Source organism: Actinokineospora pegani (assembly GCF_009745975.1).
GTDB lineage: Bacteria > Actinomycetota > Actinomycetes > Mycobacteriales > Pseudonocardiaceae > Actinokineospora > Actinokineospora pegani.
In genome coordinates this window covers 39,868-61,724 of the sequence record NZ_WHOL01000056.1, presented here as the reverse complement: position 1 = coordinate 61,724, position 21,857 = coordinate 39,868, and the positions used below count along the sequence as shown (strand labels likewise).

Here is a 21,857-nt window from a genome sequence, read left to right as displayed (position 1 = left end):
CGAGTCGGGAAGTGAGGCTACCCTTACCGGCGGCCCCACCCGACAATACGAGTGGATCACCAGCGGGCGAGGGTGACCTAGGACATGCCCTGGCCCGCACCACCGACCCGCCGCGGCTACCGGTCGAACCCGCCCTCGGCGGCGGACACGGTGTGCCGCAGCAGCAGCGCGGTGGTGACCGGACCGACCCCGCCGGGGACCGGGGAGAGCGCCCCGGCGACCGGCTCGACCGAGGACGCCTGCACGTCGCCGACCAGCGACCCGTCCTCGGCGGTGTTGGTGCCGACGTCGACGACGACCGCGCCGGGGGCGACGTGGTCGGCGCTGACGAAGTTCGCCCGGCCGATCGCCACGACCAGCACCTCGGCGGTGCGGGCCACGGCGGGCAGGTCGGCCGTGCGGGAGTGGGTGACGGTGACCGTCGCGTCGGCGCGCAGCAGCAGTTGCGCGACCGGCTTGCCGACGACGGCGGAGCGGCCGACGACCACGGCCCGCTTGCCCGTGAGGTAGACGCCGTGGTGGGCCAGCAGCTCCAGGCACGCCTGGGCGGTGGCGGGGGCGAACGCCGGGGTGCCGATGACCAGGTTGCCCGCGCTGACCGGGCTCGCCCCGTCGACGTCCTTGGCCGCGGGGACCAGGTGCGCCAGGTCGGACAGCGACACGCCGTCGGGCAGCGGGGTCTGCAGGATGATCCCGTGCGTGGCGTCGTCGGCCGCGCGCTCGGACAGCTCGGCGGCGATGGCCTCGGCGGTCGGCCCGACGGTGCGGATGACCGCCTCGACGCCGACCTTGGCCGCGGCCTTGACGATCGAGCGCACGTACCAGAGCGTGCCCTCGTCCTCGGTGGCCACGACGATGGCCAGGGTCGGGGTGGTCCCGTCGGCGGCCAGCTTGGCCGCGCGTTCGGTGACGTCCGCGCGGATCTGGGCCGCGAGGGCCTTGCCGGACAGCGACTCAGCCACGGAGGCCCTCCCGCACGCGCTCGACGACCCGGCGGGCCCGCTCGATGGCCCCGGTGAGCTTGTCGACCTCGGCGCGCAGCCCGTCGACGACCTCGGTGTCCTTGATGGACCCAGCGTTGATCTCGATGTTCACGATGGCCGACTCCAGCGCCGCGGCGGCGCTGGACGCGGCGACGGCCACGTCGGAGACCACGTTCGGGTTGCCCCGCTCGACCAGGCCCTCGGCCAGCTCCACCACGCGGGCGGCGACGCCCCCGGTGTCGACCGGCGGCTGCGCGGCTCCCTTGAGCGCGGCCTGGATCGCCTCGCGGCGCGCGGCCTTGTCCTCGTCGGTGCCGCGCGGCAGCCCGTAGGCCGAACCCACGGCGGCGAACGCGTCGGCGTCGGCGTCGGCCAGCGCCAGCGCCTGGTCGCGCAGCAGGTCCGCCTCCGCCTTGACCTTGAGCATGTCCTCCTCGCGGTCGGCCCACTTGCCGCCGGTCGTGTAGGAGCTGACCATGCCGACCAGCGACGCCCCGGTGGCGGCCAGCAGCGCCGCGGCGCCGCCCCCGCCCGGTGTCGGGGTACGATCGCCGAGGTCGGCCAGCCACGACCCGATTGTGGATTCCTTCATGGCCCCGGATAGTACGGGAGCGGGCATGGTGACCTCCCTCGACGAGGCGCAGGCCGAACTGCTCCGGTTCGTCGCCAACACCACGTCCCTCCGCGCGGGGTACGACCTCGACCGGCTCACCGCCTTCCTGCGGGCCGTGGGCTCGCCACAGGACGCGGTGCGGGTGCTGCACGTGGCTGGCACGTCGGGCAAGACCTCCACCGCGTACTTCGCCCGCGCGATGCTCGAGGACGCCGGGCTGCGCACCGGGCTGACCGTCTCCCCGCACCTGACGTCGCTGACCGAGCGGGTGCAGGTGGGCGGGGCCCCGCTGCCGGAGCGCGATTTCCTGGACCTGCTCTCGCGGTTCCTGCCGAGGGTGGCCGCGGCCGCGGTGCCGCTGACCTACTTCGAGGTGCTCATCGCCTTCGCCTTCTGGTCCTTCGCCGAGGTGGGCGTGGACGTGGCGGTGGTGGAGACCGGCCTGGGCGGGCTGCTGGACGGGACGAACACGGTCACCAGGGCCGACAAGGTGTGCGCGATCACCGCGATCGGCCTGGACCACACCGAGGTCCTGGGCGAGACGCTGTCGGAGATCGCCGCGCAGAAGGCCGGGATCGCGCACGCGGGCAACGACGTCGTGCTGGCCCCGCAGGACCCGGCCGCGATGGCCGTCGTGCGCGCGCACGCCGAGCGGGTCGGCGCGCGGCTGGTCGTGGCGGGCGGGGACGGGCCCGAGGAGTTGCCGCTGTTCCAGCGGGCGAACTGGTCGGTGGCCAGGACCGCCGCGTCGCTGGTGGCCGGGCGCGACCTGGACCCGCCCGCGCTGGTCTCGGCGCAGCCGCCCGGGCGCTTGGAGCGGGTGGCGGGGCTGCTGCTCGACGGCGCCCACAACCCGCAGAAGCTCACCGCGCTGCGGGCGAGCCTGGCGGTCGACGGGGTGCGGTCCGCGGCGGTCCTGGCCAACCTGCTCAGCGCCCCGCCCGCCAAGCTCGACGCCGCGCTGCGGGCCCTGCTGCCGGTCACCGCGCACCTGATCGTCCCGGACTTCACCGTCGTGGGGGACCTGGGCAAGGTCTCGGTCCCCGCCGGGGATCTGGCCGAGCGGGCGCGGGGGCTGGGGTTCGCCTCGGTGGAGGCGCGCCCGGGGCTGGTCGACGCGCTGGACGCGCTGCGGGCCAGGCCGGAACCGGTGCGGCTGGTGACGGGGTCGCTCTACCTGGTAGGGCGGGCGCGGGCGCTGCTCGTCGGGTGAATTCCCGCTACTTCCCGGTAGGGTCGGGGGGCAGGCGCTGACGAGGAGGTCGGATGAGTCGTTGGGGTATCACGCTCCCGCTGACGGGGGTGCCCCTGGCCGCCCACCGGGACCTGGTCAGGGAACTGCCCGACCTGGGCTACACCGACGCCTGGTCCGCCGAGACCGCGGGCGCCGACGCGTTCACGCCGCTGGCGCTGGCCGCCGAGTGGGCGCCGGAGCTGCGGCTGGGCACCGCGATCGTGCCGGTCTACACTCGCGGCCCCGGCCTGCTGGCGATGCAGGCGGCGACGATCGCCGAGCTGGCCCCCGGCCGGTTCACCCTGGGCATCGGCACGTCCTCGCCGACCATCGTGCGGGGCTGGAACGCCGCCGAGTTCACCGAGCCGTTCAAGCGCACCCGCGACACGCTGCGGTTCCTGCGCTCGGCGCTGGCGGGGGAGAAGGTGAGCGCGGACTACGACACGTTCTCGGTCTCGAAGTTCCGGCTCGAGCGCCCGCCGAACACCCCGCCGGGGATCATGGTGGCCGCGCTGCGGCCCGGGATGCTGCGGCTGGCCGCCCGCGAGGCCGACGGCGCGATCACCAACTGGCTGGCCCCGTCCGACGTGCCTGCCGTGCGCGCGGAGACCGGGCCGGACACCGAGCTGGTGGCGCGGGTGTTCGTCTGCCCGACCGAGGACGCCGACGCCGCGCGCGGCCTGGGCAGGCTGCTGATCAGCAGCTACCTGACCGTCCCGGCCTACGCCGCGTTCCACGACTGGCTCGGCCGCGGCGAGCTGTTGCGCCCCATGCACGAGCTGTGGGCCGCGGGCGACCGCAAGGGCGCCAACGCCGCCATCCCCGACGAGGTCGTCGACGACCTGATCGTGCACGGCTCGCCCGCGGCCTGCCGGGAGAAGATCCAGTCCTACGTGGACAACGGGCTGACCACGCCGGTCATCGCCGTGCTGCCCACCGGGGCGGACCCGGTGGACCTGGTGCGGGCGTTGTCCCCCAAGCACTAGGACACGCCCTAGCACAACCCACCGACGGATTTCACTCCCCCGAACGCGTCCCCCGCCGGTGCTGGTTGCCCGCCCCGGCCCGGGTGTCCACAGTTGAGCGCATGAGCGATCGACTGCCCGCGCGGATGCGGGCGCTGGCCGGTGAGCTGACCGACCTGCGGGCGCGCTCCGGGATGACCACCCGGGTCGCGGCGCGGGCGCTGGGCATCTCCTCGGCGAGTCTCAACCGCACCGAGAAGGCCAAGCGGGCCGCCTCCACCGAGGAGCTGGGCGGGATGCTCGCCGTCTACGGCGCGACGGACCGGGACCGGCACGCGGTGCTGGAGCTGGCCGGGGAGCTGCCGCTGCCCGGCTGGCTCGGGCTGCCGCCCGAGCCCGCGGTGCTGGCCAGGTTCGAGGCGCAGGCCAGCGCCGTGCTGGACTTCGCGCCCACCGCCGTGCCCGCCCTGCTGCAGACCGGCGCGTACGCCAGGGCGTTGCTGACCCAGGCCGACGCGGTGGCCGACGCGCCGGACCGGCAGGCGCCCGAGCAGCGGGTGTCGGCCAGGGTGGCCAGGCAGGGGGTGCTGTCGCGGCTGAGCGCGCCCCGGTACGCGGCGCTGCTGGACGAGGCGGTGCTGCGCAGGCCGGTGGGCGGCGGCGCGGCGATGGCCGAGCAGATCCGCTGGCTGGTCTCGCGGGCCGCCGAGCCGCACATCTCGGTGCGGGTGGTGCCGTTCCGCCACGGCGGCTACCGCAACCCGGGCCGGTTCTCGGTGCTGCGCTTCCGCGAGGCGACCCCGCTGGTGTACCTGGAGCACGAGGGGTCGTCGGGCTTCCTGGACACCCCGGGCCCGGTCGAGGTGTTCACCGCGATCACCGCGACCATCTCCGCCGCCGCGCTGGATGACTCCGATTCGGTGAACCTGATGAACCGGATCGCCGCAGACCACGACCGGCCTGTTCGGACGGTCCTCACGCGCCAAGGACGTCCTTGAGCCAGCGCAGTTGCAGGGTCATGAAGTTCTCCGCGACGTCGTCCTCCTGCGGCGTCATGTGCGTGACGCCGGGCAGCGGCAGCAGCGTGTGCGGGCGGCCCGCCGCGACCAGCGCCGACGACAGCCGCAGCGAGTGCGCGACCACCACGTTGTCGTCGGCGAGGCCGTGGATCAGCAGCAGCGGCCGGTCGAGGCCGGGGGCGTCGTCGATGAGCGAGTTGCGCGTGTAGACCTCCGGCTGCTCGTCCGGGTGGCCCAGGTACCGCTCGGTGTAGTGCGTGTCGTAGAGGGTCCAGTCGGTCACCGGGGCCCCGGAGATCGCGGCGTGGAAGACCTCGGGCGCGCGCAGCACGGCCAGCGCCGACAGGTACCCGCCGTAGGACCAGCCGCGGATGGCGACCCGGTCCAGGTCCAGGTCGGAGTGCTCGGCGGCGACCGCGCGCAGCGCGTCGACCTGGTCGGCCAGCGTCACGCCCGCGAGGTCGTGGTGGATGGCCCGCTCCCACTCCGGCCCGCGCCCGGGGGTGCCCCGGCCGTCGGCGATGAGCACGGCGAAGCCCTGGTCGGCCAGCCACTGCGGCATCAGGTAGGCGTTGCGGGTGGAGAGCACGCGCTGGGCGTGCGGGCCGCCGTAGGGGTCGAGCAGCACGGGGACCTTGGTGCCGGGCACGTGCCCGGTCGGGTAGAGCAGGGCGGCGCGCAGCCCGCGCTCGCCGACGGTGAGCAGCCGCACCTCCGGGACGAGGTCGGGCCGCACGGCCAGGCTGGTGACCCGGCCGACCTCCACGCCGTCGCGCAGCACCCGGACCTGGGGGCCCGACCAGCCCAGCGACCAGGACACGACGACGGTCGTGCCGCCCGAGCGGGTCGCGGCGTGCACGCCGTCCTCGACCGAGACCCGGGTGGGGGTCTGGCCGGAGGTGTAGACGTGCACCTGCGTGGGGTCCTCGGCCGAGGCGGTGAACAGCACGTCGTCGCCCACGTCCAGCACCGAGCGCACCTGCAGGTCGCCGCTGACGCACGCGTCGCCGACGAACAGCCGGTTGGCGCCGTCGTGCGCGGCGACCCGGACCAGCTCGCCGTCCGGGGACCACGCCGGGACCCCGGTGGTGACCTCCACCCAGGTGTCGTCGGTCTCGGTGTGGACCAGCTCGGTGGCCCCGGTGTCGGGGTCGATCGCGCGGACCTCGACAGTGCGCTGGTCGCGGGACTGCACGGCGATCAGCGGGCGGCCGCGGCCGGACCAGTGCGCGGTGACCAGGTAGGGCCGGGCCTCGGTGTCCCAGTCGACCGGGACGCGGGCGCCGTCGAGGCCGATGACCTCGAGGGTGACCACGACGTTGGGCGTGCCCGCGGCCGGGTAGGCGATGACCGAGGGCGCCGCGGCGGGGTTGGCCGGGTCGGCGATGTGCCAGCGGCGCACCGGGGTCTTGTCGGCGCGCGCGACCAGCAGCCGCTCGCCGTCCGGGGACCACCAGTAGCCCCGGGAGCGGTTCATCTCCTCGGCGGCGATGAACTCGGCGAGGCCGTGGGTCACCTCGTCGCTGTCCGGCGCGGCGAGCACGGTGTCGTCGGCGCCGTCGATGCCGACGACCCGCAGCGCACCCCCGGCGACGTAGGCCACGCGGGTGCCCGCCGGGTTGGGGCGCGGGTCGATGATCGGCGTGTCGGTGGTCAGCTCGCGGGTCTCCCGGGTCAGCGCGTCGGCCACGAACAGGCGACCGGACAGGGAGAACGCGGCGACCCGGGCGGCGGCGTCGGTGGCGACCCCGACGACGCCCGCGCCCTGCTGTCGGGACCGCTCGCGGCGGGCCCGCTCCTCGGCGGAGAGCTCCTCGGCGCCGCCGGAGAGCAGCGCGGCCGGGTCGGCGAGCCGGGTCTCCTGCCCGGTGGCGAGGTCCTGCACCCAGAGGGCGTGCGTGCGGTCCTCGCCGGAGGAGGACCGCAGGAACAGGACGTGGCTGCCGTCCGCGGCGATGTGGAAGTCGCGGGGGGAGCCGAGGGTGAAGCGCTGGGTGCGCGCCTGCAGGCGGAGGAAGGTGTCACTCGTCACCGCCCCAACCTAACCGTTCTTGGGTTCTCCTCCGCTGGCGCACAGGCTGCTCACATCCTCCGGCCCCAGAGTCCATGGCATGACGACCCCCGCACCACGCCAACCCCAGCAGCCGCACTACGGCGCCCCGACCCAGCAGCCCTTCTACCAGCAGCAGGCCGCCAAGCCGCCGACCCGGTTCCGCCGGGGCGCGGTCGCCCTGGTCGCGGCGGGCGTGCTCGGCGCCGGCCTGGTCGGCGGGGCCACCGGCGCACTGATCGGCCACGACGGTGCCGCCGCACCGACGGCCGCGCCCATCGCCGCCCCCGCGTCCTCCACGACGGCCACCGACGTGGCCGCCGTCGTCGACAAGGTGATGCCGACGGTCGTGCAGATCACCGTGCGCACCGGCAACGCCCAGGGCCTCGGCTCCGGAGTCATCCTCACCACCGACGGCCGCATCCTGACCAACAACCACGTCGTCGCAGGCGCCCGAGAGGTCACAGTGACCTTCTCCGACGGCCGCACCGCCCAAGCCACGGTCGTCGGCACCGACCCCAACTCCGACCTGGCCATCCTCCAAGCCGAGGGCGTCTCATCCCTCCCCACCGCCACCCTCGGCGACTCCACCGAGGCCCACATCGGCGACGAGGTCATCGCCATCGGCTCCCCTGGCGGGCTGCAGGGCACTGTCACCACCGGCATCATCAGCGCTCTCGACCGCGATGTGTCGATCAGCTCGGACCGCGGGTCCTCGGTCAGCTACAAGGCCATTCAGACTGACGCCTCGATCAACCAGGGCAACTCGGGGGGTCCGCTGTTTGATACTGCTGGGCGCGTCATCGGGATCAACTCCGCGATCTACTCGCCGGTGACTTCCTCGAACGGGTCGGCGGGCAGTGTGGGGATCGGCTTCAGCATTCCGATCGACACCGCGAAGGAGGTGTTGAGCCGGTTTAGCTGAGCGCTCTTGCGTAGGTCGGGTGGTTATGCGGTTGAGCCGCTTGGGGCATGGGCATTCGATCTACGTTGTCTCGTCGGGGGCGGGCTGGTGTGGTGGGGGCTTGGGGCGTTTGGTGCGGGCCAGCCGGGTTGGAGGACGGCCCGCTCGCGCGGGGGAGGTAGCACGGCCTGCGTGCGGGCATGGCGGGCTTGGAGAACAGCGTCGCTCGGATGGGAAGCCTTCTTGGCGAACCGGCCCAATCCCGCGGTGACGGAAACAGCCCCGCTCGCACGGGGAAGACCACCCGCTCCGGCTTCTCGTGGGCGTGCACCCGGGAACAGCCCCGCTCACGCGGGGAAGACTTGGTGATGTCGAAATTCTTTCCGCTGGCGTGCGGAACAGCCCCGCTCACGCGGGGAAGACAAAACCACGGCCTTGAGCTGACTCGCGGTGGGGGGAACAGCCCCGCTCACGCGGGGAAGACTAGAGCTCGCCCGTGACTACGGGGTGATCGAGGGGAACAGCCCCGCTCACGCGGGGAAGACCAAGGCAAGCAGCTCCTGCAGGGAGGTGGTCAGTGGAACAGCCCCGCTCACGCGGGGAAGACTGGGTCACCTTCTACGGCGGGCTGATCTCGCCGGGAACAGCCCCGCTCACGCGGGGAAGACGAAGTTGAAAGCCATGGTGTCCACCTTCGGGAGGGAACAGCCCCGCTCACGCGGGGAAGACAGGAGTGTCCGGCTCGGAATACCGGTGCCCGGGGGAACAGCCCCGCTCACGCGGGGAAGACAAGACCGTCGGTTGTTTCGGGTTGCACAGCCTGGGAACAGCCCCGCTCACGCGGGGAAGACGAGTCGGCCCACCACCGCGACCTGACCCCCCGAGGAACAGCCCCGCTCACGCGGGGAAGACGTCGCGTCGCATCACGAAACACAACGCGATGAGTGGAACAGCCCCGCTCACGCGGGGAAGACACCGCCCCGGACGGATTCTCGATGCTGCAAGGGGGAACAGCCCCGCTCACGCGGGGAAGACAGCGGCAAGACCACCCCGATCGAGGTCGTACAGGGAACAGCCCCGCTCACGCGGGGAAGACTCCAACTTCTTCGACTGCACGTTCGACAGGTAGGGAACAGCCCCGCTCACGCGGGGAAGACTCGTCCAACGCGGTCTTGGTCGCGGGCGGGATGGGAACAGCCCCGCTCACGCGGGGAAGACGACGTCTCGGAGATCGATGCTTGGACGGCGCTGGGAACAGCCCCGCTCACGCGGGGAAGACTCTAACCCCTCGGACAAGTGCTCTTTGACCGGGGGAACAGCCCCGCTCACGCGGGGAAGACACCAGCGCCGAAGCCAAGACACTCATGGCCATGGGAACAGCCCCGCTCACGCGGGGAAGACTTGACCCGGTCGTCGAACGCCACCACCAACGCGGGAACAGCCCCGCTCACGCGGGGAAGACCCGATGCGACCCAGCACGCGCACGACGCTCAAGGGAACAGCCCCGCTCACGCGGGGAAGACACTTCTTGACCTGCGGTTATCCGCGTGCCATCGCGATTTTAGCATCACTTCTCTACCTCCACGACAATTCAGTGACCGACTGATCACATGGAGTGATGATCTGTTCTCCGACCGTCGCGTCTCGGCAGAGACCCCAAGCTTCCCCGCTGTGGATAGGTCAGTCCAGCAAGTGGTGACGACCTGTTGCGAGTGGAGGAATGCAGGCCGTCAAGGCCGTAGGCATGAGTGTTGCCGAACAAGGAGTTCTCCCAGCCGCCGAAGCTGTAGTCCACGTGGATGGGACATTGATGCCGATCAGGCCCGCCTCCATGTCGCGTCGGAAGCGGCGGCGACGCCAGGAGTCAGTGTCGAACAAGTTCAATGCGTCGGTGCGGACGACGGGCAGGGTGGGGCCAAGAGCTTGTCGTTGTAGAGGGGTGCCGGGCTGGATGTGCTCGAGGAGGGTGGGGTCGGGCGAGAGATTGCAGGGCGCGGCTGGTTGGCTCCGGTGGGGCTGGGGTGTCCAGGTAGGACGAGACCTGGTCCTTGGCGTGCGGCGGTGATCGGCGGGCCCACCCCCGGCCTGGGTGATGCCCGCCTCAAGTTCGGTGATGCGGGCGGCCAGCTCGTCGCCGACCGAGATCGGCGTGCTGCGCTCTCCGTCGAGCTGAAGCCGGTCGACAGGTCGGCATGGAGCAGCCATTCGCCCTGCACGGCACAGCGGACCAGCCGCAGCGGGGTCAACGGTGTGTTGGCGAAGGGCTTCGACGCCGACATCGCAATCCAGACCAAACCCGCGAGATCCCCGTGCCACGATCATCCGATTGTGTGTCGAACCGTTCACGACCTCCCGGTCCGCTGCACCTAGCGCCGCCCGTACTTGCGCCGCTTGCTCGCGTTGCTCCATCCCGCCGCCTTGGCGGGCGCGTCCGGAGCCGCCGGGGCCGGGCGGCGCATGAGGGTGATGCCCTCGAAGTCCTCAGGTATCCACTCGCTGCCGTGGACGCTGAACTCCAACCCCTGTTCGTTGTTGGAGTGATGGACCATGATGGCGCGGCCGGACTTCACCATCTCCACCACGCGCTCCCACATCAGGGAGCGCACCCGTGCGCTGACCTGGCCCACGAAGACCCCCGGCGAGATCTCCAGCAGCCAGCGGGTGAGGTGGCCGCGCAGGCCGACCGGGCACGCCGCCACCACCACGACGGTCACAGGTCGTCCTCGTCGTAGGAGACGCCCGCGGCGACGTTGCGTCCGTTGTAGTCCCACAGCATGACCACGTCGGGGTCCTCGAACGCCTCGGGTCCGTACTCCACGTCCTGCCCACCCGGCTCGGCGAGCAGCGACTTGATGTCCTGGACGCAGGTCTCGAGGAACCTCCCGTCCTTCATGCGGTCGCGCACGGCGCGGCGGGTCTCGGCCGCCACGTCGCCCACCTCCTTGGCGGCGATCTCGAAGGCGACCGGAATGGTGATCTCGGTCTTGTACAGGTCCGCGACGTCGAAGACGAACGACCGCATGTTGCCGGTGTGGACGAACCCCAACCCGGGGGCCAGGCCCAACGCGACGACCACGGCGCGCACCACGCCGTAGAGGCTGGTGTTCGCCGCCGAGAGCGCCTTGTTGATGGCGGTCCCGCTGTCGAAGTCGGTCACGTCGTAGTCGCGGCGCTCCCACTGCACCCCGGTCCGCTTCGCGTGGTCGCGGTAGATCCTCCGCACCCGGGCGCCCTCGCGGCCGCGCAACTGCTGCATCGTCAGCCCCGTGGTGTCCTCGTCGGGGAATCGCATCGCGTACATCGCCCGTGCGACGCGCAACCGCGAGGTCCGGTTCGACACCAGCTCCGCCTGGCGTTCCAGCAGGCGCGAGGAACGCGCGAGGGTGCGGCCGTGCGCGTAGTAGCGCACGCCGCGCTCCCCGACCCACACCGCCGTGGAACCGCTCTCCGCGGGCAGCACCATCGCCTGCTGGCTGACGTTGGTCCCCGGACCGAGCAGCAGCGCGCCCAGCGTCGCCGCCGGGATGTGCACGGTGCCCCTGGCGTCCTTGGCGGTGATCGCGTTGGCGTCGCGGTGGACGACGCAGTGCTCCAGGTAGACGAACGTCATCCGGTCCTGGGCCCGGGTCAGGTGCGAGATCGGCACCGGCCGGGCGCCGGGGATGTCGCTCACCCGGGGACCGCCGCCAGGGTCAGCAGGCCGCACCCGTAGCCCTTGGCCGGGCCGATGCCGCCGACCAACGCCGCGCGCAGCAGGTCGGGGTCGGTCACCTCGAGCCTGCCCTCGAACACGGCGGTGGACAGCGTGACAGTCTTCCCACCACGGGCGAACTGCGACCTCTGCCTGCCCCGCACCGCCACATCGGGTTCCTTCTCGGCGGCCTCGCAGAGGGCGAAGCCGTTGCGGAGGGCGCGGTCGAGCAGCCACTGGGTCTGCTGGGCGACGGTGACGTGCGCGTACCGCTGGGAGCGGTCGTCGTCCTCCCGGCGTTGAGAGCGGGTCGGGTTGGCCGCCAGTCGGAAGGCGAAGCGGTCCCCCGTCGACAGCCGGTCGAGCAGCGGCGAGTAGTCCCGGGTGGCCCAGGTCTGGGTCGTGGGCCAACCCGCCTGCTCGACGAGGTGGGTCAGGTCGGGCTCGTGCGGGCTGACGATGTAGAGGGTGGTGCTGTGGTCGCCGTGGTCGAGGCGCCAGAGCACCCGGCCGCCCTCGACCGTGGCGCGGTGCGAATCCGGGAAGGACGCGAGCACCGCGGCGTGCATGCGGTGCAGCGACCCCATGAGGTCACGGGCCCCGCGCCGGGCCTTGTTGACCTCGAACCGGGTGAGGAACGCCGTCATGACACGCTCTCCAACAATCCGAACGGGTCGTGGATGTCGGTGGGCTGTGGCTGCCGCCACTCGGGGTTCAGGACCTCGATGGACTCCTCGCGCACCGAGCGCCAGCCGTACCGGCGGTGGGCCGGGTCGAAGCTGATGGGCTGGTCCTGGACCTGGACCGCCAGGTCGTCGTCCGCCGCGCAGTCGACGACCAGGGTGAGGTCCACCCGCTCCGACGCGCTGGCCCGCCGCATGACCCGCTTCGAGGCCGCCCACGGCTCGGTCGTCAGCGCCGCCCGGACGTCGCCGTCGCACAGGCCGTGCTCCACCTTGCCGACTGGCGGGCACGAGCGCCTACCCAGCGCGAGCGGGTACGCGGGGCGGCGCAGCGCGTCGCGCAGTCCCTCCAGCAGCGCCCTGTCGCCCTCGACCGCGACGAGGAACACCGCGTCGGACAGGTAGAACCGGTGCGACAGCGGCATCGCGTCCTTGCCGTCGCGGGTGCGGGCCGTCTGGAAGTCCCGCTCGATGCGGCCGGGCTGGTCGACCCGCACACCCATGCGCAGGTTGAACAGCGCCTCGATCTCGTCGACCGCGCGCCCCACGTCCAACTCCGCCCGGTGGTACCCGCTCGCGGCGGCGAGCAGACCGACCACGCCGCTCTTGGACGGCACCCGGTCGGTCTCCCGACGGGAGAACCGGCTGCCGGTCCCCCACGCCTGCAACGGCCCGGCGAAGCGCAGCAACAGCGCCGTCACGCCTGCTCCTGACGCTGCTCGACCAGTTCGGCGACCTCGCGCACGACCTCGTCGAGGGTGGACCGGGTCGCGACCTCGTGCAGCAGGTCGACCCGCTCGCCGACACCGAACGACCAACTCGCGACCGGGGTCTCGCCGAAGGCCTCGTGCAGTTCCCCGGCCTGCTTCGCGAGCTTCAGGATGGACGCCGCGATGCGACCGCCCTTCTCACCCTCGCCGATGGCCGCCTCGAACGCGCCCGCCAGGTTGATCGGCTGGGTCTCGCGGACCACGACGAGCACAGCGTCGGGCAGGGTGCGGTTGGCGAAGGTGTTCTGCTTGCCCGTGGGCATGCTGGTGACGAACGCCCGCAGGAACGCCGCGACCGCGCGCTTGGTGGCCTCGGTGTCGCCGAGGTTGCCGCGCAGGTGGTCGACGTCGACGTTGGCGTACCGGTACAGGGTCGACGAGTTGAACTCGACCGTGCCGATCATGCCCGCGCCCGCGTCCTCCTCGTCGTCGCCGCGCTTGTGGTCGTCGACCGCGGTGTAGTAGTCGAACTCGTTGGCCACGGCGTGCACGCTGATGGCGTGGGCGACCTGCGCCGAGGCCTCGACGTTGAGGGCGGTGTCGTCGGCGACCATCCGGCCGAACAGCGACACGTCGATGGAGTGCTCGCGGTCGGCGACGGCCTTGACCTTCTTGCCGTCGAAGGCGACTTTGCCCTCGCCCGCCTCGGCCGCGGCCTCGACGGCGAGCGCGGCCAAGTTCTGCACCTGCTTGCGGCTGAGGAACAGCAAGTAGCCGACCTCGTCCGGCTGGTCCTTCTTGCGCGCCGGTCCGGTCTTGATCTTCGCCGCGGCCAGCAGGTCCTTGGCCAAGTCCTGACCGCGGCCTGCTAGGGAGCCGTCCTGCTCCTCGATCTCGTCGCCGAGCAGCTCGACGACGCGCTTGGTCCGCACCCCGAGCTCGGAGCTGTCCAGCAGCGAGGCGAAGGCGTCGCGGGTGGCGCGCTTCCACGCCTGGCTGGAGACCCGGGCGCGGCGGGTGCCGCCGTAGACGGCCGACTTGGGGCTGCCCGTGTCGTCCCGGTTGAGGTTGCTCGGCGGGACGGTCTGGATGACGTGGATGTCGATGATCGTGCGCGGCACTGTGCCGCTCCTTCCGCTGGTGCTGACGTGGTGGGCGACCGGTGGCCGGTCAGCCGGTGGTCTTGTCGGCCCCGGTGCCCTTCTCCGGCTCGGCGTCCTTGTCCTTGGGGGCGAAGTGGAAGCCGCGGCCCCAGCGCAGGCGCAGCCAGGTCCTGGACTTGCCGCCGAGCTGCCAGTCGAGCAGGTCGACGGCGAACTGGCCGTAGTCGAGGGGGACCTGGCGCGACCGCAGCAACTGCACGGCGCCGCGCAGGTGGTGGGCCAACTCCGGCAGGGAGTCGGCGGTGCTGATCATCTCGAACCGCCGGACCACCGGCGTGTCCAGACCGGTCTTGGGGGTGTCGCCCTCCTTGGGGGCAGCGACCTTGCGCAACGCCGAGCCGAACCCCACCCCGCGCAGGTGCATCGGCCGCGTCTGCGACTGCTGGTGCAGGGCGAAGAGGGTGATGGCGTGGTGCGCGGCGACCTCCGCGGCCGTCGGCGCGTCCTCGTCGCGGGCATCCCGACCCACCGCCAGCTCCGGGGAGAGGGTGAACTCGAAGACGTCGGCGATCTCCCCGGGGGCCTTGCCCGCGGCACGGCGCAGCCGGGCCAGGGCGGCAACACCGGCGGAGGCGTTGGCGAGGTACTGCCGTTGCAGCCCGGAGATCGTCGACCCGACGAAGGAGTCCACAGTGGACTTGACTGACCTCTGCTCTGTTCCAGTGCTCATGGTGTTCCGTTCGGGTCAGGCGGGTGTCGGGTCGTCGGCCTTGGGCAGGGCGGCCCGCAGCTCGCCGTCGAAGCGCTTGTAGGCGTGGGTGGCGCTCAGGGCGCGGCCGTCCTTCTTGCGCCCGGACCAGGCTGTCGCGGGGGCCGCCTCGACCAGCTCGGCGCCCAGGCGGGCCACGGCGCGCTTGGCTGCGAGGTGGAAGATCCGTTGGACATCGTCCTCGTCGACGCCTTCCCTGATGTCGTCGCGCACCCACCGGCGGAACAACGGGTCGAGCGCGTCGTAGGCGGACTCGACCGCCCGCGACCGGGCGGGCCCGTACTCGCCGCCGCTCGCTTCGGCCAGGGACGCGGCCAAGGAGCCCAGCGCCTTGGCGGCGGACTCGGCGGAGGAGACGCAGGACAGCACGACCCGGGTCAGGTCGACGGCGTCCTCCGCGACGAGCAGGGCGGGCACGGACAGGCGGTCCTCGACGACCTCGTCGATGACGGAGTTGTTGCTGCCGTAGGTCATCCCGATCGTGTGCAGGGCCACCGGGGCGTCGGGGGCGAGGACACCCTCGAGCCGCAGCTCGGCCACCCACCGCAGGACCCCGGGCACGCGCCGGGACGGGACCTCGCCAGTCGTGCGGACGGCCGCGGGGAGCATGGCGGCGAGCCCGCGCCAGATCGCCCGGGACGGGTCGTGCTCCAGCGGCATGTAGACCGGCACGGCCGACTTGAGCTGCTTCTCCTGGTTGGTGCTGCGCCGCCACGAGGTGTGCGGCTCGAAGTCGAACCGGTTCTGCGGCAGGATCTTGTCCCCGTTGCACACCAGCACACCCGTGACCTGGTCGCCGTCGACGGCGAGCCGGATGCGCCTGCTCGGCCAGGTGTAGAGGTCGACAGGCCCGGTCGGCGTGCGCCCACCGACGACCTCCTCCTCACCGGTCAGCGCGGCGCGTTCCCAGACAGGCCTGTCCTCGCTGACGAACTCACCGAAGACGTGGTCCGGGATGAGGTTGAGCAACAAGGTCTCGCGCAGCGTCCTGCCCTCGGCGAGGACGCCGCCGAGCTGCCCCGACCAGGCGAGGCCGATTGGATAGCCCCTGCCGCCTTTGACGCGTTTGTCGTCAGCGGCGCCGGATTTGATACCGGAGAAGTCGAACGCCTGGCAGTGCAGGACCCACCTGGCCGCCTCCGCGAGGCTCAGGCGCAGTGGCGTGCCGATGCGGGTGGTGAAGAACGGCCGGTTGTTGGGCACATCGGCGATGAGCTTGCTCAGGTCCGACATCTCGCCCTTCGCCGTGCGCAGGTCCGCCACCTGCATGAAGGGCGTGCTGGGGTGCAGCAGGTCGAACCTGTCCCTGTGTTCGACCAGGTACTCCTCCACATCGACCAGCGGGAAGGCCGACCACAGCGGCTGCCAGTCCTCGAAGTCGACCAGCGGACGCTCAGCCCGGTGCATGGCCCGGCGCAACACGGCGAGCAGCAAACGGGTGGTGGCGAAGACCTGGGTAGGCACCTCGCCGACCAGCCCGAGGAGATTTCCGGACTCGCGAAAAATTTCCGACAAGGACAGTTCGACGGTCGCGCCGCCCTTGGCCCGCGCCAAGATCCAGGGCTGCTCGAGCAGGTCGAAGATGGTCTCAGAGCTTGTCATGGGTGAGTCCTCGGCGGGTGTCGTAGGTCAGGCGGAACCCGTGCAGCTCGGCGGTCATGTCGGCGTCGAGGACGAGCACGAGCTGACCGCGCAGCAGCGGGGTCACCTCGAAGCTCTCGATCGTGCGGCGTTCGAGCTCGGCGATGACCGCGTCGACGACCCCGGGGTGGCAGAGCGCGAGGGGGAGCCGCAGCGAGCACGCCAAAGCGGCCTTGGCCTGGTCCTCCGGGACCTGGTCGTGCGTCGGGACCTGGCGCCCGACCTCCTCCCAGGCGCCCTCGTCCCATTCCGGCAGCAGCAGCCCACCCGCCTCGTCGCGCTGCAGGACGAGGACTTCCAGGGATTCCTCGCCGTCGCGGACCTGGGCCAGCCCCTTGGCCTCCTCTTTGGCCCCGCCCGCGCTGTCGTCGTTCCACCCCGTCAGCGAGGGCAAGGCGCCCGCGGGTTTGACGAGGTAGGAGCCTGCTGCGTCGAAGCGCTTTCGGGCCGACACCGCGGCGGCCTCCGCAGCGGTGGACATGGCGGTCTGCCAGCTCGCCGGTCCCACCGGGTCCTGACCGTAGGCTTTTTGGACCAGGGGGGCGATGTCCTGGGGGAGCTGGACGTGGCGGCGTCCCGCGACCAGCGCCGCGGAGCGGAGCAGGGTGTGGTCCCCGTAGATCCGGCGGGCGTTGGGGTTGGCGACGACCGGGGCGGCGTCCCAGTCGGCGACGCCGACGATCGCGCACCTCGGGTCGGCGAGCGGGCCCGGCCGCTGCCTGGCGTGCCGGTGGAGCCTGCCGAGCCGCTGCAGGACGAGGTCGACGGGCGCCAGGTCGGTGACCATCAGGTCGAAATCGATGTCCAACGACTGCTCGACGACCTGGGAGGCGACGACGATGTGGAAGTCCGGCCGGTCGCCCCCCTGCCCGAAGCGCCGCACCAGGTCTCGGTCGTTCGCGGAGCGGTGGCAGGCGAGGAACCTCGCGTGCGCGACGGTCACGTTGTCCGCCCCGTACTCCTTGATCAGACGCTCCGCTGTCTCCTGCACGCGCGTGACGGTGTTGCGGATGACCACGGCGCAGCCGCGGCCCGCCATCGTGTCGTCGAGGTGCCGGATCAGCGTGTCGAGGTCGTCCGGGAGGTGGTCGAGCGCGACGGTCTTCGGCTCCGCGGTCGAGTCGATGGCGTGGGCGCCGGAGAGGGTGGTGATGACCGGGTAGCCGGGATTGCCCTGGGGCGGGGTGACGGCCACGCCCTTGCCGTCGGCGTAGGCGCGCAGCAGCTCGGCGCGGCGGGCGTCGGGCAGCGTCGCCGAAAGCAGGACGACCGGCACCCCGTAAGCGCCCAGCCAGTGCAGGACGCGATCCAGATATCGGGACATGTAAACGTCATAGGCGTGCACCTCGTCGACCACGACGACCTTCCCGGCGAGCGAGAGGTGGCGCAGCATCAAGTGCCGCGTGCGCAGCCCCGCGAACAGCACCTGGTCGACCGTGCCGACGACGAACGAGGCCAGCGCGGACTTCTTGCGCCCGCTGAGCCACTCGTGGGCGATGGCGCCACCGCAGTCGTCGACCGCGCCGACCCGACCCCGGCCCACCAGACCGGAGTACTCGTCGTTGAGGTGGGCTTTGCCGTGGGTCAACGCGAACGACACCGCCGCGCCCTTGGGCACCAGGTCGAGCCAGGCGTGGACCCGGGAGAACATGGCGTCGGAGGTGGCCTGGGTGGGCAGCGCGACAACGCAGCCGTCAGCGCCGACCCGCGCGGCCAGCTCCTCCACCGCCAAGAGCGCGGCCTCGGTCTTGCCCGACCCCATGGCGTCCTCGATGACCATGATCCCGGGCTCGTCCGTGCGCGCCAGCTCGGCGGCGGCGCGCTGCACGGGCCGGGCCGAGGGCCGCTGGAACCGTGCGCGCATGAGGGTGTCGGGGCTGTCGCCCGTCGGCTTGGCCCGCCACCCGGCGGGCAGGGCCAGCTTGCGCCAGGCGTGCTCGACCCGGCGAGCCGTCTCCCCGTCGTCGGGCTGACCGGCCGTCGCGGGCGTCGGCCACAACGGGAAGTAGGCGGAGTTGGAGGCGATCCAGTCGGCGAGGATCACCACGCCGCAGAGCACGACCTGGGAGGGGAGGCTGAGCCGCGCATCCCGGAAGTCATCCAGGTCGGGGAAGTGCCGCGCGGCGCGGACGAGCAATGCGGCACGCATGTCCGCCCACCGACCGGTCCCGGCGAGGTCGGGGCGTTCGCGGACGCGTTGGAGACCGATGGTGTCGGGAGCCGTGCCGTGGTGGCTGCCCACGATCGAGGCCCACTGCTTCGCCAGGCGACCCGAGAACCCCCTGGCCTGAAGCCACTCGACCACCGCGACGTGGCCGACCAGGGCGTGGTTGACCAGCGGCCGGTCCTTGTCGTTGGCGATCGAGAGCTTGACCTCCACGCCCGCGCGGTGCAGCAGGTCCGCGAGCACGGGGACTTGGACGACGAAGGCAGGACTGGCCTTGCCGACGTCGTGAACCCGCGCCAGCCACCCGGCCAGCCGGACGACCCCCTCGCTCCCGCCCGGCACCTCCCGCGCGATCCGCTCCACCGCCATGGGCGAGATCCAGTGGCGCACAAGCAGCTCCGCCACGCCCCCGCTGTCGTCGAGGTGCTGCCACAACGGCAACCACTCCTCCGACGACTCGTACCGGTCGAAGCCGGACTTGGCCCAGACGTGGGCCCAGTCCTCAAGCTCCCCCACTCCCCCACCTCCGCGTTGATCACTGGTGACAATCGAATCCGCCCCAGTGCTCTTGTCGTTACAAGCAGCAGACCGTACTGGGCCGAAAGGATCACTGGCTACGGACAGAAAGGCGACAGAATTACCAGCGACACAGCCGGTGGCTGCGACGCCCGGCCTATGGCGTGACGAGTTCGCTGAACTCGTCGGGCTGTTCCCTCGTCACGCCACAGGCTGGCGTCACAGCGTGCGTCATCCCCACGCAAGCGGGGTGGAAACCGTGGCGTGCCGGGCTTGGGCATGACGCAAGGCCCAGCACGCCACCCACCGTTACGGAGAGCACGAAATGACCGGCGCACACGACCCCGACGAACCGCCCAAGTTCGGCGGCATCCCAGTCAGGACTGTCGTGATCTACCTGCTTGCCGTCGGCATCGCGGCGTTCGTGGGCGCAGCAGCTCAGGAGTCACCCACCTGGGGCGTGCTTGAAGTGCTTGCCGAGATCTTGACGCCCAGCTTGGTCGTGCCGATCGTGACCGCTTCCGCAGCCCTCGCCGTCCACACAGTCCTGCAGAGGCGGATTCGCTAGTCGGCGCGAGGACAGTATGGGGGCGAAGCGGCCTCGCGGCGGTGTCACTCCCCCGTGTGGACGCCCTCAGCCCAGGACGTCGGCGAGGGCGTCCACCGCGAGATCGATCTCGGCCTCGGTGACGACCAGAGGCGGGGCCATGCGCAACGTGTTGCCGTGGGTCTCCTTGCACAGCACCCCGCGCTCCATCAATGCCTCCGAGGCCGCGCGGCCCGACAGCGACGTGAGCTGGACACCGGCCCACAGGCCGCGGCCGGTGACAGCGGTGACGCCCCTGCCGACGAGGGCGTTGAGGCGGGTGTGGAGGTGGGCGCCGAGGGTGGTGGAGCGGTGCTGGAACTCCCCGGTGGCCAGCAGGACGATGACGGCGCGGGCGACGGCGCAGGACAGGGGGTTGCCGCCGAAGGTCGAGCCGTGCTCGCCGGGGCGCAGGACGCCGAGGACGTCGCGGCGGCCCACGACGGCGGAGACGGGGAGGATGCCGCCGCCCAGGGCCTTGCCGAGGGTGTAGAGGTCGGCGCGGACGCCCTCGTGGTCGAGGGCGAACAGGGCGCCGGTGCGGGCGAGGCCGGACTGGATCTCGTCGGCGATGAGCAGCACGTTCTCGGCGTCGCAGAGGCGGCGGACCTCGGCGAGGTAGCCCGGTGGCGGGACGTTCACGCCCGCCTCGCCCTGGATGGGCTCCAGCAGGACCGCGGCGGTGCGGTCGGTGATGGCGGCGGCCAGCGCCGCGGCGTCGCCGTGGGGAAGGACCTGGAAGCCCGGGGTGAAGGGGCCGAAGCCGTCGCGGGCGGTGGGGTCGGTGGAGAAGGAGATGATCGTGGTGGTGCGGCCGTGGAAGTTGTCGCCGACCACCAGGATCTCGGCGGTGTCGGCGGGCACGCCCTTGACCTGGTAGGCCCACTTGCGGGCGACCTTGATCGCGGACTCGACGGCCTCGGCGCCGGTGTTCATCGGCAGCACCATCTCGGTGCCGGTCAGCTCGGCCAGCTCCCGGCAGAACGGGCCGAACTGGTCGTGGTGGAACGCCCGGCTGGTCAGCGTGAGCCTGCCGAGCTGCTCGGCCGCCGCCGCGAGCAGCGCCGGGTGGCGGTGCCCGAAGTTGAGCGCCGAGTAGCCTGCCAGGAAGTCGAGGAAGCGCCTGCCGCGCACGTCGGTGACCCAGGCGCCCTCGCCCTCGGCGACCACCACCGGCAGCGGGTGGTAGTTGTGCGTGCTCCACTCGTCGGCCAGCGCGAGGTGGTCGGTCCCGGGGGTGGCGGCGGTCGCGGTCATGCCCCCAGGCTAGGCCCAGACCACCAGGCGAATCAGCCGTCGAGCATTGCTTTTGACGGGCAATCGTTGCGTGGTGGTCGACGTTGGCAGGCGATCATTGCGTCTGTCGGGTTACTCTGCACCGCATGGCGAAGGCAGGAGTGCGGGACACGCTGCGGTTGCGACCGGGCGACGGCGTGCTGCCCGGACCGCGCGACACCCCGGTGGGCCCGACCGGCAAGGCCGAGGCCGCCGAGGCGGTGACCGCGATCAAGACCAGGCTCGGCGAGCTGCAAGAGGCGCTGTGGGCCGAGAAGCGGCGGTCGGTCCTGCTGGTGCTGCAGGGCATGGACACCTCCGGCAAGGGCGGTGTCGTCCGGCACGTCTGCGGCCTGGTCAACCCCCAGGGCCTGCTCGTGACCGGGTTCGGGGCGCCGACGCGGGCCGAACTGCGCCACGACTTCCTGTGGCGCGTCCGCAAGCGGTTGCCCAAGCCGGGCTACATCGGCGTGTTCGACCGCTCGCACTACGAGGACGTCCTCGTCGCCAGGGTCGACGAGATCGTCCCGGAGGAGGTCTGGCGGGCCCGCTACGACGAGATCAACGACTTCGAGGCGTCGCTGACCGAGTCCGGCACCACCCTGGTCAAGGTCTTCCTGCACCTGTCCGCCGGGGAGCAGCGCAAGCGGCTGATCGCCCGGCTCACCAACCCGGCCAAGCAGTGGAAGTACTCCCCGGCCGACGTCGCCGCGCGGGCGCGGTGGTCGGACTACGAGCACGCCTACGAAGAGGCCATGCGCCGGTGCGCGACCGACGCGGCCCCCTGGTACGCCGTCCCGGCCGACCGCAAGTGGTACCGCAACTGGGCGGTGGCGAACCTGCTGCTGGAGACGCTGGAGGACCTCGCGCCGGTCCCGCCCGCGCCGACCTACGACGTGGCCGCGGAGCTGGCGAGGCTCACCGACGCCGACCCCCTGGGCTGACCCG

General features: G+C 71.9%; 19 protein-coding genes and 1 CRISPR repeat array. Of the genes, 7 read left to right on the top strand and 12 right to left on the bottom strand.

The features are described 5' to 3' along the window. Positions 1–116 precede the first annotated feature (116 nt). A complete protein-coding gene (locus tag GCL84_RS06125) occupies positions 117–962 on the bottom strand; it encodes a bifunctional 5,10-methylenetetrahydrofolate dehydrogenase/5,10-methenyltetrahydrofolate cyclohydrolase (RefSeq protein ID WP_156754373.1) in 846 nt (281 codons plus the stop codon). Continuing rightward, on the bottom strand, positions 955–1,575 hold the full coding sequence (locus tag GCL84_RS06120; protein WP_197523045.1) for a cyclodeaminase/cyclohydrolase family protein: 621 nt from the start codon (positions 1,573–1,575) through the stop codon (positions 955–957). The genes GCL84_RS06125 and GCL84_RS06120 overlap by 8 nt, the downstream gene beginning before the upstream one ends. 25 nt (positions 1,576–1,600) lie before the next feature. Here GCL84_RS06120 and GCL84_RS06115 point away from each other — a divergent pair, with 25 nt between their 5' ends. From GCL84_RS06115 to GCL84_RS06105, 3 genes are all read left to right on the top strand, one after another. Next, positions 1,601–2,809, top strand: coding sequence for a bifunctional folylpolyglutamate synthase/dihydrofolate synthase (locus GCL84_RS06115; protein ID WP_197523044.1), 1,209 nt, complete (start codon positions 1,601–1,603; stop codon positions 2,807–2,809). 53 nt (positions 2,810–2,862) lie between these two features. Further along, positions 2,863–3,816 (top strand): LLM class F420-dependent oxidoreductase, encoded by a 954-nt coding sequence (locus tag GCL84_RS06110; protein WP_156754370.1) that lies wholly within the window; start codon positions 2,863–2,865, stop codon positions 3,814–3,816. A 101-nt stretch (positions 3,817–3,917) separates the two neighbouring features. After that, on the top strand, positions 3,918–4,793 hold the full coding sequence (locus GCL84_RS06105; RefSeq protein WP_156754369.1) for a helix-turn-helix domain-containing protein: 876 nt from the start codon (positions 3,918–3,920) through the stop codon (positions 4,791–4,793). Here the strand turns inward: GCL84_RS06105 and GCL84_RS06100 are convergent. Then, the gene (locus tag GCL84_RS06100) at positions 4,771–6,846 is read right to left on the bottom strand and encodes a S9 family peptidase (RefSeq protein WP_156754368.1); all 2,076 of its coding nucleotides are present in this window, start codon (positions 6,844–6,846) and stop codon (positions 4,771–4,773) included. The genes GCL84_RS06105 and GCL84_RS06100 overlap by 23 nt on opposite strands. Positions 6,847–6,925: 79 nt before the next feature. On the opposite strand from GCL84_RS06100, the gene GCL84_RS06095 reads away from it, so the two are divergent. Then, entirely contained in the window at positions 6,926–7,789 is an 864-nt protein-coding gene (locus tag GCL84_RS06095; RefSeq protein WP_156754367.1) for a S1C family serine protease, read from the top strand. A 251-nt stretch (positions 7,790–8,040) separates the two neighbouring features. Next, a CRISPR array of direct repeats spans positions 8,041–9,291; the repeat unit is 29 nt; unit sequence GGGAACAGCCCCGCTCACGCGGGGAAGAC. Between the two features lie 538 nt (positions 9,292–9,829). Continuing rightward, a complete protein-coding gene (locus tag GCL84_RS06090) occupies positions 9,830–10,138 on the top strand; it encodes a hypothetical protein (protein WP_156754366.1) in 309 nt (102 codons plus the stop codon). Here the strand turns inward: GCL84_RS06090 and cas2e are convergent. From cas2e to cas3, 8 genes are read right to left on the bottom strand one after another with little or no spacing between them, the layout of a single operon-like run. Next, on the bottom strand, positions 10,135–10,482 hold the full coding sequence (cas2e, locus tag GCL84_RS06085; protein WP_156754365.1) for a type I-E CRISPR-associated endoribonuclease Cas2e: 348 nt from the start codon (positions 10,480–10,482) through the stop codon (positions 10,135–10,137). The genes GCL84_RS06090 and cas2e overlap by 4 nt on opposite strands. Further along, complete coding sequence (gene cas1e / locus GCL84_RS06080) at positions 10,479–11,441, bottom strand: type I-E CRISPR-associated endonuclease Cas1e (RefSeq protein ID WP_156754364.1); 963 nt, start codon at positions 11,439–11,441, stop codon at positions 10,479–10,481. The genes cas2e and cas1e overlap by 4 nt, the downstream gene beginning before the upstream one ends. Next, complete coding sequence (gene cas6e, locus GCL84_RS06075; RefSeq protein WP_156754363.1) at positions 11,438–12,106, bottom strand: type I-E CRISPR-associated protein Cas6/Cse3/CasE; 669 nt, start codon at positions 12,104–12,106, stop codon at positions 11,438–11,440. The genes cas1e and cas6e overlap by 4 nt, the downstream gene beginning before the upstream one ends. After that, on the bottom strand, positions 12,103–12,843 hold the full coding sequence (gene cas5e / locus GCL84_RS06070; protein ID WP_156754362.1) for a type I-E CRISPR-associated protein Cas5/CasD: 741 nt from the start codon (positions 12,841–12,843) through the stop codon (positions 12,103–12,105). Before cas5e ends, cas6e begins: the two co-directional genes overlap by 4 nt. Then, entirely contained in the window at positions 12,840–13,973 is a 1,134-nt protein-coding gene (cas7e, locus tag GCL84_RS06065; RefSeq protein ID WP_156754361.1) for a type I-E CRISPR-associated protein Cas7/Cse4/CasC, read from the bottom strand. Before cas7e ends, cas5e begins: the two co-directional genes overlap by 4 nt. A gap of 49 nt (positions 13,974–14,022) precedes the next feature. Continuing rightward, on the bottom strand, positions 14,023–14,685 hold the full coding sequence (gene casB / locus GCL84_RS06060; RefSeq protein ID WP_156754360.1) for a type I-E CRISPR-associated protein Cse2/CasB: 663 nt from the start codon (positions 14,683–14,685) through the stop codon (positions 14,023–14,025). A gap of 15 nt (positions 14,686–14,700) precedes the next feature. Further along, the gene (gene casA / locus GCL84_RS06055) at positions 14,701–16,326 is read right to left on the bottom strand and encodes a type I-E CRISPR-associated protein Cse1/CasA (protein WP_156754359.1); all 1,626 of its coding nucleotides are present in this window, start codon (positions 16,324–16,326) and stop codon (positions 14,701–14,703) included. Further along, complete coding sequence (gene cas3 / locus GCL84_RS06050) at positions 16,313–19,048, bottom strand: CRISPR-associated helicase Cas3' (RefSeq protein WP_156754358.1); 2,736 nt, start codon at positions 19,046–19,048, stop codon at positions 16,313–16,315. Before cas3 ends, casA begins: the two co-directional genes overlap by 14 nt. Positions 19,049–19,373: 325 nt before the next feature. Between cas3 and GCL84_RS06045 the strand changes: the two genes are divergently transcribed. Further along, the gene (locus tag GCL84_RS06045; RefSeq protein WP_156754357.1) at positions 19,374–19,616 is read left to right on the top strand and encodes a hypothetical protein; all 243 of its coding nucleotides are present in this window, start codon (positions 19,374–19,376) and stop codon (positions 19,614–19,616) included. A gap of 66 nt (positions 19,617–19,682) precedes the next feature. Here GCL84_RS06045 and rocD read toward each other — a convergent pair whose 3' ends face one another. After that, positions 19,683–20,891 (bottom strand): ornithine--oxo-acid transaminase, encoded by a 1,209-nt coding sequence (gene rocD / locus GCL84_RS06040; protein WP_156754356.1) that lies wholly within the window; start codon positions 20,889–20,891, stop codon positions 19,683–19,685. 125 nt (positions 20,892–21,016) lie between these two features. On the opposite strand from rocD, the gene GCL84_RS06035 reads away from it, so the two are divergent. Then, complete coding sequence (locus GCL84_RS06035) at positions 21,017–21,853, top strand: PPK2 family polyphosphate kinase (protein WP_156754355.1); 837 nt, start codon at positions 21,017–21,019, stop codon at positions 21,851–21,853. The last annotated feature ends 4 nt before the right edge of the window (positions 21,854–21,857 follow it).

Bases quoted from the DNA above. Each gene is read 5' to 3' on its own strand.
- GCL84_RS06120 (WP_197523045.1), bottom strand. From the start codon at position 1,575: ATGAAGGAATCCACAATCGGGTCGTGGCTGGCCGACCTCGGCGATCGT.
- GCL84_RS06115 (WP_197523044.1), top strand. From the start codon at position 1,601: ATGGTGACCTCCCTCGACGAGGCGCAGGCCGAACTGCTCCGGTTCGTC.
- GCL84_RS06110 (WP_156754370.1), top strand. From the start codon at position 2,863: ATGAGTCGTTGGGGTATCACGCTCCCGCTGACGGGGGTGCCCCTGGCC.
- GCL84_RS06105 (WP_156754369.1), top strand. From the start codon at position 3,918: ATGAGCGATCGACTGCCCGCGCGGATGCGGGCGCTGGCCGGTGAGCTG.
- GCL84_RS06095 (WP_156754367.1), top strand. From the start codon at position 6,926: ATGACGACCCCCGCACCACGCCAACCCCAGCAGCCGCACTACGGCGCC.
- cas6e (WP_156754363.1), bottom strand. From the start codon at position 12,106: ATGACGGCGTTCCTCACCCGGTTCGAGGTCAACAAGGCCCGGCGCGGG.
- casB (WP_156754360.1), bottom strand. From the start codon at position 14,685: ATGAGCACTGGAACAGAGCAGAGGTCAGTCAAGTCCACTGTGGACTCC.
- casA (WP_156754359.1), bottom strand. From the start codon at position 16,326: ATGACAAGCTCTGAGACCATCTTCGACCTGCTCGAGCAGCCCTGGATC.
- GCL84_RS06045 (WP_156754357.1), top strand. From the start codon at position 19,374: ATGACCGGCGCACACGACCCCGACGAACCGCCCAAGTTCGGCGGCATC.
- rocD (WP_156754356.1), bottom strand. From the start codon at position 20,891: ATGACCGCGACCGCCGCCACCCCCGGGACCGACCACCTCGCGCTGGCC.
- GCL84_RS06035 (WP_156754355.1), top strand. From the start codon at position 21,017: ATGGCGAAGGCAGGAGTGCGGGACACGCTGCGGTTGCGACCGGGCGAC.